Source organism: Kitasatospora sp. CM 4170, from assembly GCF_032110285.1.
GTDB lineage: Bacteria > Actinomycetota > Actinomycetes > Streptomycetales > Streptomycetaceae > Kitasatospora > Kitasatospora aburaviensis.
This window is the reverse complement of the sequence record NZ_CP134877.1, coordinates 483,482-495,836: the sequence shown is the minus strand read 5'-3', so window position 1 is coordinate 495,836 and position 12,355 is coordinate 483,482. Positions and strand designations below refer to the sequence as shown.

17 protein-coding genes are annotated in these 12,355 nt (G+C 74.3%); 5 read left to right on the top strand and 12 right to left on the bottom strand.

Annotation, left to right across the window (positions count from 1 at the left end):
- The first annotated feature begins 15 nt into the window (after positions 1-15).
- On the top strand, positions 16-612 hold the full coding sequence (locus RMN57_RS02165) for a TetR/AcrR family transcriptional regulator (protein ID WP_313761619.1): 597 nt from the start codon (positions 16-18) through the stop codon (positions 610-612).
- 62 nt (positions 613-674) lie between these two features.
- On the opposite strand, the gene RMN57_RS02160 is transcribed toward RMN57_RS02165, so the two are convergent.
- Positions 675-1,301 (bottom strand): TetR/AcrR family transcriptional regulator, encoded by a 627-nt coding sequence (locus RMN57_RS02160; protein ID WP_313761618.1) that lies wholly within the window; start codon positions 1,299-1,301, stop codon positions 675-677.
- 108 nt (positions 1,302-1,409) lie between these two features.
- Between RMN57_RS02160 and RMN57_RS02155 the strand changes: the two genes are divergently transcribed.
- Positions 1,410-3,050, top strand: a complete 1,641-nt coding sequence (locus tag RMN57_RS02155; RefSeq protein ID WP_313761617.1) for an MFS transporter — start codon at positions 1,410-1,412, stop codon at positions 3,048-3,050.
- 81 nt (positions 3,051-3,131) lie between these two features.
- On the opposite strand, the gene RMN57_RS02150 is transcribed toward RMN57_RS02155, so the two are convergent.
- The 8 genes from RMN57_RS02150 to RMN57_RS02115 all read right to left on the bottom strand — a co-directional run bounded on the left by RMN57_RS02150 (position 3,132) and on the right by RMN57_RS02115 (position 7,433).
- Complete coding sequence (locus RMN57_RS02150; RefSeq protein ID WP_313761616.1) at positions 3,132-3,305, bottom strand: CsbD family protein; 174 nt, start codon at positions 3,303-3,305, stop codon at positions 3,132-3,134.
- A gap of 81 nt (positions 3,306-3,386) precedes the next feature.
- Complete coding sequence (locus tag RMN57_RS02145) at positions 3,387-3,659, bottom strand: gas vesicle protein K (protein ID WP_313767693.1); 273 nt, start codon at positions 3,657-3,659, stop codon at positions 3,387-3,389.
- 65 nt (positions 3,660-3,724) lie between these two features.
- Positions 3,725-3,946: a gas vesicle protein gene (locus RMN57_RS02140; RefSeq protein WP_313761615.1), complete on the bottom strand. Its 222-nt coding sequence runs from the start codon at positions 3,944-3,946 to the stop codon at positions 3,725-3,727.
- Positions 3,943-4,734 carry a GvpL/GvpF family gas vesicle protein gene (locus RMN57_RS02135; RefSeq protein WP_313761614.1) on the bottom strand — a complete coding sequence of 264 codons (792 nt, stop codon included), beginning with the start codon at positions 4,732-4,734 and terminating at the stop codon, positions 3,943-3,945. The genes RMN57_RS02140 and RMN57_RS02135 overlap by 4 nt, the downstream gene beginning before the upstream one ends.
- Positions 4,731-5,234, bottom strand: a complete 504-nt coding sequence (locus RMN57_RS02130; RefSeq protein ID WP_313761613.1) for a gas vesicle protein — start codon at positions 5,232-5,234, stop codon at positions 4,731-4,733. The genes RMN57_RS02135 and RMN57_RS02130 overlap by 4 nt, the downstream gene beginning before the upstream one ends.
- A complete protein-coding gene (locus tag RMN57_RS02125) occupies positions 5,231-5,374 on the bottom strand; it encodes a hypothetical protein (RefSeq protein ID WP_313761612.1) in 144 nt (47 codons plus the stop codon). The genes RMN57_RS02130 and RMN57_RS02125 overlap by 4 nt, the downstream gene beginning before the upstream one ends.
- Positions 5,375-5,379: 5 nt before the next feature.
- Positions 5,380-6,552 (bottom strand): SRPBCC family protein, encoded by a 1,173-nt coding sequence (locus RMN57_RS02120; RefSeq protein ID WP_313761611.1) that lies wholly within the window; start codon positions 6,550-6,552, stop codon positions 5,380-5,382.
- Between the two features lie 5 nt (positions 6,553-6,557).
- The gene (locus tag RMN57_RS02115; RefSeq protein WP_380237275.1) at positions 6,558-7,433 is read right to left on the bottom strand and encodes a histone protein; all 876 of its coding nucleotides are present in this window, start codon (positions 7,431-7,433) and stop codon (positions 6,558-6,560) included.
- 357 nt (positions 7,434-7,790) lie between these two features.
- Here RMN57_RS02115 and RMN57_RS02110 point away from each other — a divergent pair, with 357 nt between their 5' ends.
- Positions 7,791-8,822 (top strand): YihY/virulence factor BrkB family protein, encoded by a 1,032-nt coding sequence (locus RMN57_RS02110; protein ID WP_313761610.1) that lies wholly within the window; start codon positions 7,791-7,793, stop codon positions 8,820-8,822.
- A gap of 32 nt (positions 8,823-8,854) precedes the next feature.
- Here the strand turns inward: RMN57_RS02110 and RMN57_RS02105 are convergent, their stop codons facing one another.
- From RMN57_RS02105 to RMN57_RS02095, 3 genes are all read right to left on the bottom strand, one after another.
- Complete coding sequence (locus RMN57_RS02105; RefSeq protein ID WP_313761609.1) at positions 8,855-9,361, bottom strand: flavin reductase family protein; 507 nt, start codon at positions 9,359-9,361, stop codon at positions 8,855-8,857.
- A 149-nt stretch (positions 9,362-9,510) separates the two neighbouring features.
- Entirely contained in the window at positions 9,511-10,128 is a 618-nt protein-coding gene (locus tag RMN57_RS02100) for a DNA polymerase ligase N-terminal domain-containing protein (RefSeq protein WP_313761608.1), read from the bottom strand.
- 55 nt (positions 10,129-10,183) lie between these two features.
- Positions 10,184-10,744, bottom strand: coding sequence for a DUF6328 family protein (locus RMN57_RS02095; RefSeq protein ID WP_380237272.1), 561 nt, complete (start codon positions 10,742-10,744; stop codon positions 10,184-10,186).
- Positions 10,745-10,940: 196 nt separating this feature from the next.
- On the opposite strand from RMN57_RS02095, the gene RMN57_RS02090 reads away from it, so the two are divergent.
- Together RMN57_RS02090 and RMN57_RS02085 are read left to right on the top strand one after the other, a co-directional pair.
- Positions 10,941-11,399, top strand: a complete 459-nt coding sequence (locus tag RMN57_RS02090; protein ID WP_313761607.1) for an STAS domain-containing protein — start codon at positions 10,941-10,943, stop codon at positions 11,397-11,399.
- A gap of 13 nt (positions 11,400-11,412) precedes the next feature.
- Positions 11,413-11,883, top strand: a complete 471-nt coding sequence (locus RMN57_RS02085; protein WP_313761606.1) for an ATP-binding protein — start codon at positions 11,413-11,415, stop codon at positions 11,881-11,883.
- The last annotated feature ends 472 nt before the right edge of the window (positions 11,884-12,355 follow it).

Here is a 12,355-nt window from a genome sequence, read left to right as displayed (position 1 = left end):
ACCGGAGGTGCCCCCATGACCGAGCGCAAGCCGCGGAAGGACGCGACCCGCAACCGGGAGGCCGTGTTCGCGGCCGCCGACGCCCTCTTCGCCGACGGCGGGAGCCCCGAGGACGTCACCATGGCCGACATCGCGGCGGCGGCCGGGGTCGGGAAGGGCACGCTCTTCCGCGCGTTCGGTGACCGCACGGGGCTGATCCGCGCGCTGTACGCGGCGCGGCTCGAACCGCTCGCGACGGCGGTCGCGGAGGGCCCGCCGCCGCTGGGGCCCGACACCCCGCCGCCGGTGCGGGTGCCGGCCCTGCTCGACGCGCTGCTCTGCTTCAAGCTGGACAACCGCCACCTCGCCCTGGCCCTGGAGCAGAACGGCGCGGACAGCCCCTACCGAACCGAGCACTACGAGCGCTGGCACGCCCTGCTCCGGGACCTCCTGGAGCAGCTGCCGGGCCGGACCGGTGCCGGCCAGGCGGACTTCGCCGCGCACGCCCTGCTCGCCGCCACCCGGGCCGATCTGGTCGGGTACCTGGCCGGCGAGCAGGGCGTGACCCGGAAGGAACTGCGCGACGCGCTGGCCGGGTTCACGGCCTCCGTGATCGGCGCCGCCTCCGGTTGACCGGCCGGGGCCGACGGTCGGTCAGCCGGGGCCGACCGGCGGGGGCCTCGGCGGACGGACGGTCAGAGTCCGCGGGCGACGCTCGCGAGGACGGTGTCGACGGCGCGCCGGATCTCCGCCGGGGGCAGGTCGTGCAGGGGCCCGTCGGTGAGTAGGTGGGCGAGCCCGTGGACGGCGGACCAGGCGGAGTACTCCGCGCCGGGTCGCCGCTCGGGCGGGAGGGCGCCGGCGTCGACGAGTTCGTCGAGCCGGGCGGAGAGGAGCAGGTACGGGTCGGTGCCGGGATCGGGGCGCGTCGGGGGGTGGCGCTCGGGGTCGGGGGCGGCGCCGCAGAAGGCGGTGCGGAACCAGCCGTGCTCGGTGAGGGCGAAGTCGACGTAGGCGCGCCCGATCGCTTCCAGCCGGGCCCAGGCGCGGGCCTCGGGTCCGGCGTCGGGCTCGGCCGCGGTGGCCTCGGCGGTGCGTGCGAGCATCAGCCGGCCGAGCTGCTCCGTGCAGCGGGCGGCGACGGCGGCCAGCAGGTCCTCGTGGTTGGCGAAGTGCCGGTAGGCGGCGTTGTGGGAGACACCCGCCTCGCGGCTCACCGCGCGCAGGACGACCGCATCCGGCCCGCCCGCGCGGGCGAGGGTGACGCCGGCGGTGACCAGGGCCGCGCGGAGGTTGCCGTGGTGGTATGTCCGATTCTCCAAGGTTTCACCGCATTTCCTGCCGTCGTGTTGACAGTGTCCACTTCGGGTGGAAGCGTGTCAATCACAGCATGTTCCCACTGTCAACATGCCTGGCGGATGGAGCCTCTCATGCCCGCCCTCACCCCTCGCCGACGCCTTCTCGTCCTGGCCACGGTCTGCCTGGCGGCGTTCGCGATCAACCTGGACACGACGATCGTCAACGTCGCACTGCCCGACCTGAGCCGGCAGCTGGACGCCACCACCCGTGACCTGCAGTGGATCGTCGACGGCTACAACCTGGCCTTCGCCGCGCTGGTGCTGACGGCGGGCTCGCTCGGTGACCGGTTCGGCCGCCGGCCCGCCCTGCTGCTGGGGCTGGCCGGCTTCGCCGCGACCAGCGCGCTGGGCGCCGCGGCCGGTTCGCCCGCCGCGCTGGTGGCGGTGCGCTTCGTGATGGGCGCGTGCGCGGCGGCCATCTTCCCGACCACCCTGTCGGTGATCACCAACACCTTCCCCGACCGCCGCTCCCGCGCGAAGGCGGTCGGGGTCTGGGGTGCGGTCACCGGCCTCGGTGTCGCGGTGGGCCCGGTGGCCGGCGGCCTCCTGCTGGCCCACTTCGGCTGGCCCTCGGTCTTCCTGGCCCTGGTGCCGGTGACCCTGGTCGCCCTGGTGGCGGCCTGGGCCTGGGTGCCCGAGTCGAGCAGCCCGGCTTCGGCGCGCCTGGACGTCCCCGGGCTGGTGACGTCCTCCGCAGCCGTCGGCGTCCTGGTCTACACGATCATCGAGGCGCCCAGCCGGGGCTGGGGCGCCCCGGCGACGGTGGCGGGCTTCGCCGCCGCGGTCGCGCTCACCGCCGCGTTCATCGTCATCGAGCGCGGCCGGGCCCACCCGATGATCGACGTGACGCTCTTCCGCACCCCGGCGTTCTCGGCCGCCAGCGGCTCGGTCACCCTCGCCTTCTTCGCCCTCTTCGGCTTCATCTTCCTGGTGACCCAGTACTTCCAGTTCATCCGCGGCTACGGCACCCTCTCCACCGGCGTCCGCGTGCTGCCGGTCGCACTGACGATCGCGGTCGGCTCGCTCGGCGGCGTCGCCCTGGCGACCAGGGTGGGCACCCGCGCCGTGGTCACGGCCGGCCTCGCCCTGCTCGGCACCTCGTTCGCGTGGATCGCCGCCTCGTCGACCTTCGCCCCCTACCCACAGGTCGTCGGCCAGATGGTGCTGCTCGGCCTGGGCCTCGGGCTCACCACCGCCCCGGCCACCGAGTCGATCCTGAGCGTGCTGCCGCCGGCCAAGGCCGGGGTCGGCTCGGCGGTCAACGACGCCACCCGTGAGGCCGGCGGCACGCTCGGCGTCGCGGTGCTCGGGTCGGTCTTCACCTCCCTCTACGCGAGCCGGCTCGCCGACGGCCCCTTCGCCGGCCTGCCGTCCCGGACGGCCGACGCGGCCGAGAGCTCGGTGGCCTCCGCGCTGGGCACCGCGGCTTCCCTCGGTCGCGGGGACCTGCTGGCCGCCGTCCAGACCTCGTTCATGGACGCCTTCCACCTCGCCTGCCTGGTCGGTGCGGGCGTCTGCCTGATCGGTGCGGTCGTCGCCCGCCTGGCCCTGCCCGGCCGGGCCCCGGCCGCCGGCCCGGCGGTCGTTCGGACCCACCCTGTGGTGCCGGATCCGGTTCGGACGGCGCCGACGGCCGCCGCTGCGTCCCGGAGCCTGCCGACCCGCGCCGCACCGGACGCCGAACCCGGTCCGGGCCGCGGGCCCGCGCACTGAAAGCCGCGTGGAACCCCCGAGCCCCCTGGACGCGCGAACCCGCCCGCCGGCCGTGACGGCCGGCGGGCGGGGGCGAGCGGTTCAGTGCTTGGTCGCGTCCTTGACCTTCTCGCCGGCCTGCTTCAGGTCGCTCTTGATCTGCTTGCCTTTGCCGGCCGCGGTCACGACCGGGTCGCCGACGGCCCGGCCGGTGGCCTCCTGGGCCTTGCCCTTGGCCTTCTCGCCCATGTTGCGCATCTTCTTGGCGGTGCTCACTGCAGACTCCTCCCGATCGGATGGGAACTGCCTCTCTCGTCCCGGGCGTGTGCCCCGGGCCGGGGAATTCACACGCCCGCCTCAGCCCGGATCCTCCGGCGCCAGCAGCGGGCCCAGCGGGCCGAGGTCGAGGTTGAGGTCGCCGGGTTCGAGGCCGAAGTGGTCGCGCAGTTCGGCCATCCGCTCCTCCAGCGCCATCAGGGTGAGCCCGATCGCCTCGACCTGTTCCTCGTCGAGCCCGCCCTCCTCCACCCGCCGGATGGCCTGGCGCTCCATCAGCTCGCGCAGCAGCTCGACCACGGTGAGCACCAGGCAGGCCAGGTCCCGGCCGACGCCCTCCGGGTCGACCGCCACACGGCGGGCGACCGAGCGGTCGCCCGGGGTGGTGACCGGTTCGCGGCCCCGGCGGCGCGGCGCGGTCACGACGGCTCCCGGCCCGGCTCCGCGGGGCGGGCGGCCGCCCGGACGGAGGAGACCAGGGCCCGCAGGCTGATCCGCACCAGGTCGACGTCGGCGATCGAGAGGGTGATCTCGCCGGCGATCACCACCCCGCCGGCCAGGACCCGGTCCAGCAGGTCGACCAGGGCCACGTTCTCGTTGCGCACGACGGACCCGCCGGCCGGGGGCGGCGGCGGGATCACGGCCGGCTCCAGGCCCCGGGCGGGCCGGCGAAGGAGTACGGCGGCCACGGACCGCTCAACTCCAGGCGGAGGCCGGGGAACCGCCCGGCGCAGTCGTCGAGCGCAGCCTCGAACGCGGCCTGCCGGTCCCGGTCGACCAGGTAGGCGCCGTTGAGCAACGCCGGTCCGCGTCCGGCGGACGCCTCCGCGGGCTGCGGCGGGTGGGCGACCGCCTCGTCCGCGGACGCGGCCAGCACGCGGTGGACGACCTCGGCGTCCTCGTAGCCGCGCTGCAGCTCCGCCTCCCGCTCGCGGCGCCGGTCGCGGCGTCGCAGGAGGTAGGCGGTACCGGGCCGCTCCTGGTCGGCGCCGCCGGCGGTGGGCTCGTCCGGTGCCTCCGCGGTGCCGAGCCGGGCCTTGACCCCCCACTCGGCGTGCCCGGCGATCCGGCGCAGAGCGTCGAGCAGCTCGTCCCGGTGCTCGCGCAGCACCACGGCGGTCCGCCGGTCGTCCCGGTGGAGGGTGGCGAAGCGCGCGGGAAGCGCCGTCGACGTGCCGCTCAGCACCTCGACGACGCGGTGGTGGCGGAGCACGGCCGGTTCGAGCCAGGACGCGTCGCCCAGCCGGACCCGGAGCGGCTCCTCGTCGAAGTCGGCCCGCGGGACGGCCCCGACGACCGCGGCGAGGCCGGGAACGGTGACCGTGTGCGGCGGCTCACCGGCCACGCCGGTGAGGCCGGCGGGTACGGTGACGCGGCCGGGAGCCACCGCGTACAGCCAGGTGGCGTCGGTGCTGGGGGTCGCGGTCATGACGGGTCGGCCTTACGGGTTCGTTTCGTCGCCGGCCTCGCGGGGGCGCTGCGGCTTCGCCGCGGAGACGCCGAACGCGTCCGCCGGGGCGCCTCCGCGCCGTCCGGGGGTTCCTCCGCCGACCCCTCCTCGGCCGGACCGCGGCCGTCCGGCCCGTCGTCCAGTGCGTCGTCCTGCCCGTCGTCCAGCTCCTGGAGCTCACCGATCCGGCGGCGCAGTCGACGGTTCTCGGCGGCCAGGTCGCGGCCCCCGGAGGAGAGGCTCGGATCGTGCTCCCACCAGTCGATGCCCATCTCGCGGGCCCGGTCCACGGACGCCACCAGCAGGCGGATCCGGATGGTGAGCAGCTCGATGTCGAGGAGGTCCACCCGGATGTCCCCGGCGATCACGATGCCCTTGTCCAGCACGCGCTCCAGGAGATCGGCGAGGTTCGCCGGCTGCGGGGCGGCGGGGGTACGGCGTGCGGGCGGGAACGGTCCGCCCCACGAGGGCTCGGTCATGACGGCTCCTCGTTCACCGGTCCTGCTCCCTCCGCGTGGCGCTGCTCCGCGGCCTGCGCCTCGGCGGCTTCACGGTCGACCGGCCCGTTCGAGGACGGGTGGTCCAGGTACGGGCCGGTGGGGCGAGGTGCGACGGTCATCCCGGTCACCTGCTCCGTGCGAGTTGCCGACGGCGGGCGGGGCGCTCGTCCTCCTCGTCCTCGTCCTGCTCGTCCGCGTAGTCCTCGTCGTCGTACTCCTCGTCACCCTCGTCCCGCTCGTCGTACTCCTCGTCGTCCTCGCCGCCCTCCTCGTCCTCCTCGTAGGACTCCTCGGGGCGGTCCTCCTCGTCGTAGGGCTCGTCGTCGTAGTCCTCCTCCGCCTCGTCGCCGGCTTCGCGATCGCCCTCCTCGCCCTCCCCGTCCTCGTCACCCTCGTAGGGTTCCTCGTCGTCCGCGGACTCGGGCTGCTCCTCGTCCGGCTGCTCCTCCTCTTCCTCCTCCAGGGCGTCCTCGTGCGTCTTCACGACGTCGCCGTCGCGGATCTCGCCGCGCCAGCCCTCCACACCGTCCTGATCGAGGATCGTGCGGGTCATCACGTGCCGCCGGAAGTGCTTGAGTTCCAGCCGGGTCCGGCGGCCCTGGGCCCGCCACAGGTTGCCGGTCCGCTCGAACAGGCCCTGCGGGTGGTACTCCAGGCACAGCAGGATCTTGGTGAGGTTCGGGGCCAGTTCGTGGAAGGTGACCGAGCCGTCGACGTGGCCCTTGGCACCCTTGGAACGCCAGACGATCAGTTCGTCCGGCACCTGCTCGACGATCGTCGACTCCCAGGTGCGGTGGGACAGGAAGATGCCGGCCTTCCAGGCGATCTTCTGGTCGGACTCCTGATCCACCTTCTCCAGCCGCTTCGTGAACTTCGGGAAGTCCTGGAACTGCGTCCACTGGTTGTAGGCGACCCGGACGGGGACGCCGACCTCGATATCCTCCACGATGTTGGTGACCTTGAGCTTGCCGCCCTTGCCGCCGCCCTTGCCGCCGCCTTTGCCGCCGGTCAGGCTGTTGGTGACCAGGTGCCGGGCACCGGCGAGGCCGGCGCCGAGCATCGTCCGCATCGGCGTCCCCCCGCCGTTCCCGCCTCCGAAGAGACCGGGTCCGCCGTTCTCGACATAGTCGAGCAACCGCTCGGTGAGGTCGCCGACCTTGTCGGTGGCGACTGCCATGGCCCGCTCGCCCGCGGCAACGGCGAGTTCGCGGGTCTGCTCCAGCAGTTGTCCGGTGGGGAGCTGCTCAAGAACGTCGACCAGCGGGCTGCTGCCGCGGTCCTCGTCCTGCCTCGCCATCGCCCTCACCTCCGTCCGCGTGCGGTGGCACGCGCTGTCGTCTTCTTCGCCGTGGTGCCGGCGGTCTTCCGCGCGGACGAGGCGGAGGAGGCGGTCTTGCGGGCCGGGGCCTTGCCGGCCGTTGCCGTCTTCCGGGCCGGGGCCTTGCCGGCCGCTGCGGTCTTGCGGGCCGGAGCCTTGCCGGCCGTCGCCGTCTTCCGGGCCGTGGCCGTCTTGCGCGCGGGAGCCTTGGTCGTGCTCTTCGCGGCGCCGGCCTTGGCGGAGGCGGTGGTCTTCGCGGTGGTGGGCTTCGCGGTGGTGGACCTCGCGGCGGAGGTCTTCGCGGAGCCGGCCTTCCTGCCGGCGCTCGCCCGGGTGGACCCGGTGCCCGCCGACTTGGACTTGGCCGCCCCGGTGGAGGACGAGGACGCCCGCGTACGCTTCTTCGGCGCCTCCTGCGGCTCCTCCTCGGGCTCCTCGTCACGTTCCTCGGGTTCCTCCTCGGGTTCCTCCTCGGGTTCCTCGTCACGTTCCTCGGGTTCCTCGTCGAGTTCGTCCTCCGGTTCCTCCTCGGGCTCCTCGCCGAGGCGTTCGGTGCCCGCGCGCAGGTCCTTGGTGCGCTGCTTCAACCGGTCGGTCAGCGCGCCCACCTGATGGCTCGCGGCGGTGACCGCGGCCTTCTTGCCCGCCTCGGCGAGCTCCCCCTGGACGCTCCCGGCCAGCTCGCGGAGCTGGGGGGAGGCCTCGACGAGCTGGCCGAGGAGGACTCCAGGATTGGTACTGAGTCGTTTGCCCGCGGCCATTCCGGCCAGGGCCAGTGCCCACCGGGCCTTGTGCAAGCGCCCGAGGAGGTAGCCCCCGCCGACGGCTACGGCGAGTTTGACGTTGTTCATGGTCGTCACCCGTGGGTCGTACTGGCCCCCATTGCGGCGGGCCCCTGTGTGTGGCCGTGCTGCCTACCCGGCCGCGATCGCAACAAACAACACGAGGTGACCGAAGAGGGGAACGGCCCGATCCCGTCGTGGGACGGCCACGGAGAGCGAGGCCCGTCGGAGCCGGCGGGAGGTTTGGACGGGGGCCGTCCGGTCACACGCCCGGGGAGCCCGTCCCCGCGGCGAGGCCCCGACAAGGAAGAAGAGGAAGGTGGGGCCCGGATTCGCCCGACCAGCGCCCGGGCTCCGCGGCGCGAGGGTCGGGGCCTGACGCGCGGTCGGCTCCGGCCCCACGCCGGTCCCGTCCGTCCGTCCCCGGAGGCCCGGATGAACCCCGTCGAACGCGTCCTGCGGTCCCTGGACCGCGCACAGCAGCGCCGCGCCGCCCCGGCCCTGGTGGTCGGCGTGGTCAAGAAGTACGGGGACGACCGGGGAGGCCTGCTGGCCGCCCTGATCACGTACTACGCCTTCCTCGCCCTGATCCCGTTGCTGCTCCTGCTCAGCACCGTCCTCGGCTTCGTCCTGCACGGTAACCCGAGTGCCCAACAGGCGGTCGTGGACTCCGCGCTCTCCGACTTCCCGATCATCGGCAGCCAGCTCCGGCAGAACGTCCACTCCGTCGAGGGCAGCGGGATCGCCCTGATCGTCGCCCTGTTCGGGCTGCTCTACGGCGTCCTCGGCGTCGCCCAGGTCCTCCAGCACACGATGGCCGAGGTGTGGAACGTGCCGGGGACCCGGCGCCCCGGCTACTGGGGCCGCCTGGCCCGCGCCCTGCTCCTGTTCGCGACGCTCGGCACCGGGCTGGTGCTCGCCACCGGCGCGGCGACCCTCACCGGCACGACGCTCGGCGGGACGGCCGCCCGCGTCGGGTCCCTGCTGCTCTCGGTGCTGATCAACACGGCGCTCTGCTTCGCCTGCTTCCGCATCCTCACGCCGGCCGAGGTACCGAGCCGTGGACTGTGGCCCGGCTGCCTCGCCGCGGGGCCGGTCTTCACCCTGCTCCAGGCCTTCGGCGCCCTCCTGGTCAGCCACCAGCTGCGCCACGCCTCGCAGATCTACGGGTTCTTCGCGACGGTGATCGGCCTGCTGTTCTGGCTCTACCTCACCGCGCAGGTGACGGTCTACGCGGCCGAGACCAATGTGGTCGTCGCCCGCCGGCTGTGGCCCCGGAGCCTGCTCCAGCCTCCGCTCACCGGCCCGGACGAGGAGGTCCTGGAGGCGATCGCCCAGCAGGAGCAGCGGCGCCCCGAGCAGCGGGTCGAGGTCGATTTCGTGGACGAGGCGGACGAGGAAGAGCGCGCGGGCGATTCCTCCGGCACCGGCCACAGCGGTAGGGCCGGCGGCAAGGGCGGTCGCTGACCGGCCCGGTCGCCGACCCGGTCGCCGGCCCGTCAGGCCGGGTGGCCGGGCTCGACGCCGCGGACGTCGCGGTAGGAGAGGGCCGCCGGGTGGGCCGGGTCGTTGCGGGCGCTGACCGGGTCGAGCAGGAACCCGGTGTGGTCGCCCCAGTCGGCGCGGTCGAGGACCTGGCCGACGAACCACGCCGGCACGCCGGACAGCAGCGGGACGCCGCCGGGCCCAGGCACCCACGGGACGGTGGCGAACTTGTCCACGTCGTCACCGGTGACGGAGCCGAAGTGCTCGGCGAGCCCGCGCCCGGGCGGCACCAGGTGGACCGCGAGGAAGCGGGCCCGGGCGGCCACCCGGTGGGTGTGGTTGGCCTTGGAGATCCAGACGACGAACCGGGCGGGGTCGATCGAGCACTGGCCCGCGAACCCGACCAGGCAGCCGGCCCGCTCGCCGTCCACGGCGGTGGTGACGATGTGCACCGGATAGTTCAGCGACTGGACGAAGGCCTGGAAGCCTCCGGGGTCCGCACTGCTTGTGGCGGTGCTCATGGCTCTCGCTCCTTCTGCTCGATGTCGGTCGGGGGTCCGCGGCGAGCAGCGCCCGGACGTCGGTACCGGGCCGGGCCGTCACCGGGCCGAGCCCGCCCGGCCCGGCGGTGCGCCGGGCCGGGCGGGCTGCCGCGCGGTGAACGGCGGGGTCACTCCGGGCGCGCGCCGGCGGAGACCTGGCGCAGGGTGTGGCCGGTCAGGGCCGAGCGGGCCCGGTACGGGTCGGGCGTGCCGCCGGCCGAGGCGCGGGTGTCGGCGTGCTTGGCCAGCAGCCAGGCCTCCCGGTCGCCGCCGTCGGCGCCGGTGCGGATCCGGGTGAGCGAGTAGCCGCCGTGCAGCTTGTGGCCGTCGAGGTCGAAGGAGGCGTGCCCGTTGGCGAGCGCCTCGGTGAACGGCACGGGTCGGCCGGCACGGTCGGTGGTCAGGTTGCGGTAGCCGCCCTCGTCCCAGACGATCACCGTGCCGGCGCCGTACTCGCCGTGCGGGATGACCCCCTCGAAGGTGCGGTACTCCAGCGGGTGGTCCTCGGTCGGCGTGGCCAGGCGCTTGTCGTGCGGATCGGTGGAGGGTCCCTTGGGGACGGCCCAGGACTTGAGGACGCCGTCGGCCTCCAGCCGGAAGTCGAAGTGCATCGTGCGCGCGTCGTGGATCTGCACCACGAACCTGGGCCCCTCCCGGGACGGGGCTCCCCGCTCGCCGCGCGGCTCGCCGGTCCGGGAGAAGTCGCGTCGGCGGTGGTAGTGCTCCAGGGCGTCCTTGGCGGCCATCGTTCCCTCCCCGGGGTCGGGCCGGGCTGCTTCCACGCCGGGCGCCTACCCCGGCTCAGGCGTTCTCACCCGTCTCGCGGGGAGAACGCGTGCAGTGGCCGTTGTGCCGCCGCAGCGTCTGGACCGGCAGGATCAGCCAGCAGGCCACGAACCAGAGCACGACGCCTCCGGCGATCCAGCCCGCGACCGCCGACCCGGTCGCCACCCGCAACAGGAGCAGCACCGCGGAGCCGATGGTCAGGGCTAGCAGGACCAGGCCGATGGCAACCAACCTGGCAGCGGAGTCGACGAGTTGGGGCTTGAGCAGGCGCCCGGCGAAGATCCGGTGGTAGGCCACCGGCGCGGTCAGCGCACCCGTGGCGAGCGCCCCGAGGACGACGGTGCTCACGTACAGTCCGCGGTCGAAGGCGCTCAGCTGGGTGAAGCGGGGCATGAAGACGACGCTCAGCAGGAACCCGAAGAGGACCTGGGAGCCGGTCTGGGCCACCCGGACCTCCTGGAGCAGATCGCCCCAGCGCCGGTCCGCCCGTTCGTCCGCCGACTCCCGGCGGCCGGTCCGGGGCCGGTGGCCGTGGGCGATCCGGCCGGTGTCGGGTTCGGGTGTGGTCGTCATCATGACTGCCTCCGCGCTCCTCTCCCCGGTGCGTGTAGCCGCGGCGGAGCCGGGCAAACGCCGTGGCATGGACGGCGAGCAGGCGGTGGGGCAGGACACTTCTGCCCCGACGTGGCCGGGCGTTCGCGCAGCCGGGCCCACCGCGCGGCATCATGGTCGGGACGGCACGTCGCCGTTCCGACCGGACCGGGAGCCCGCCATGCCACGGCCAGCTGAGCAGCCCCGCGGGGGCGAGGAGATCGGGGGCGAGGAGGCCGACCACGGCCTGCGGGTCGCGGTGGGCCGGGAAGGGCCCGTGCGGATCGTCACCGTCGCCGGTGAGCTGGACCACGAGAGCGCGGACGGGCTGCGATCGGCTCTCGCCCGGTCCGTGGACGAAGGCATCGAGCGGATCCTGGTCGACTTCGGTGACCTGCGGTTCTGTGATTCCACCGGCCTGAACCTCCTCCTGCGGGCACGACTCGACGCGGAGGCGGCCGGGGTGAGTCTGGAGATCGCGGGCCTGCAGCCGGTCGTGTCCAGGCTGTTCGCGGTCACGGGGGTCGACACGGTGCTGCGGATCCACTCCGATCTCGCGTCGGCGCTGAAGGCGTCGGATGCCGGGCCCGGGCCGGACGACGGCGACGCGCCTCCTTCCGCGTCCACCGGAGCGGTGTGAGGAGGCCCGAGCCGTGGTGAGAGGTCCCGAGACGGACGCCTGGACGGCGGCGGGCGCGGAGCGGACCCGGCGGCTCGTTCTCGCGGGCAGCGAGGGCGCGGTGCAGCGGTCCCGTGACTTCAGCCGCAGCGCGCTGCTCTCCTGGCGCTGGCTGCCCGCCGTGGACGAGGAGCAGCTAGCCGTGGCCGAGGACGTCCTGCTCATGGTCTCCGAGCTGATCACCAACGCCTGTCTGCACGCCCCGGGCGGCCCCCGGGAGCTGCGCCTCCACTGGGACGGCACCCGGCTGCGGGTGGAGGTCTCGGACGCCAGCCCGGTACCGCCGCGACTGCTCCTGCACGGCGACCCCGCGCGGCCCGGCGGGCACGGCCTGCGGGTGGTGGAGCGGCTCGCCCGGGCCTGGGGCTCGGTGCCCGAGGGCGAGGGGAAGCTGGTCTGGCTGGAGGTCCCGTCCCCGCTGGACCACCGGGTCCGCCCGAACTGAGACGGGCCGGGCTTCAGCGGCCGGTCACCGCTGCCCCGGGTGCGGCTCCGGCGGCGGAGCCGGATCGGGATCGGGGAACGGCGGGATCGGCGGTGGGATCGGGTCCGGTCCTTCGCCGGGCCGCGGCGCGGGATAGGGGTGGGGGATCGGTTGCGTGTCCGGATCGGGGGGCGTCGGGATGGTCATGATGTGCTCCCTCCGGATCGCCGGCGCTGTTGCTCGCACGTCTGCCCCCCGGCCCCGGCCACAAACCCGTCGGGAGCTCGCCCACCGGCTGCTCGTGTCGGCACAGCCGCTGGTGTCCGCACGATGTTAGGAGCGGGGTCTTCCGGGTAGGCGCGATCGGGCGAAGGCGTGGCCGGTACGGGACGGGAGCGACGACCTTCGGGAGTCGAAGGACCGGACGGTGCCCCCGAGGAACGAAGGACGCCCCGGGCCACGGTCGCCTTGACACCGGACGGCGCCGACACGG

What these genes read in the sequence shown, in the direction of transcription:
- RMN57_RS02165 (WP_313761619.1), top strand. Translation starts at nt 16, where the DNA reads ATGACCGAGCGCAAGCCGCGGAAGGACGCGACCCGCAACCGGGAGGCC.
- RMN57_RS02155 (WP_313761617.1), top strand. Translation starts at nt 1,410, where the DNA reads ATGCCCGCCCTCACCCCTCGCCGACGCCTTCTCGTCCTGGCCACGGTC.
- RMN57_RS02135 (WP_313761614.1), bottom strand. Translation starts at nt 4,734, where the DNA reads ATGACCGCGACCCCCAGCACCGACGCCACCTGGCTGTACGCGGTGGCT.
- RMN57_RS02130 (WP_313761613.1), bottom strand. Translation starts at nt 5,234, where the DNA reads ATGACCGAGCCCTCGTGGGGCGGACCGTTCCCGCCCGCACGCCGTACC.
- RMN57_RS02125 (WP_313761612.1), bottom strand. Translation starts at nt 5,374, where the DNA reads ATGACCGTCGCACCTCGCCCCACCGGCCCGTACCTGGACCACCCGTCC.
- RMN57_RS02120 (WP_313761611.1), bottom strand. Translation starts at nt 6,552, where the DNA reads ATGGCGAGGCAGGACGAGGACCGCGGCAGCAGCCCGCTGGTCGACGTT.
- RMN57_RS02110 (WP_313761610.1), top strand. Translation starts at nt 7,791, where the DNA reads ATGAACCCCGTCGAACGCGTCCTGCGGTCCCTGGACCGCGCACAGCAG.
- RMN57_RS02105 (WP_313761609.1), bottom strand. Translation starts at nt 9,361, where the DNA reads ATGAGCACCGCCACAAGCAGTGCGGACCCCGGAGGCTTCCAGGCCTTC.
- RMN57_RS02100 (WP_313761608.1), bottom strand. Translation starts at nt 10,128, where the DNA reads ATGGCCGCCAAGGACGCCCTGGAGCACTACCACCGCCGACGCGACTTC.
- RMN57_RS02095 (WP_380237272.1), bottom strand. Translation starts at nt 10,744, where the DNA reads ATGATGACGACCACACCCGAACCCGACACCGGCCGGATCGCCCACGGC.
- RMN57_RS02090 (WP_313761607.1), top strand. Translation starts at nt 10,941, where the DNA reads ATGCCACGGCCAGCTGAGCAGCCCCGCGGGGGCGAGGAGATCGGGGGC.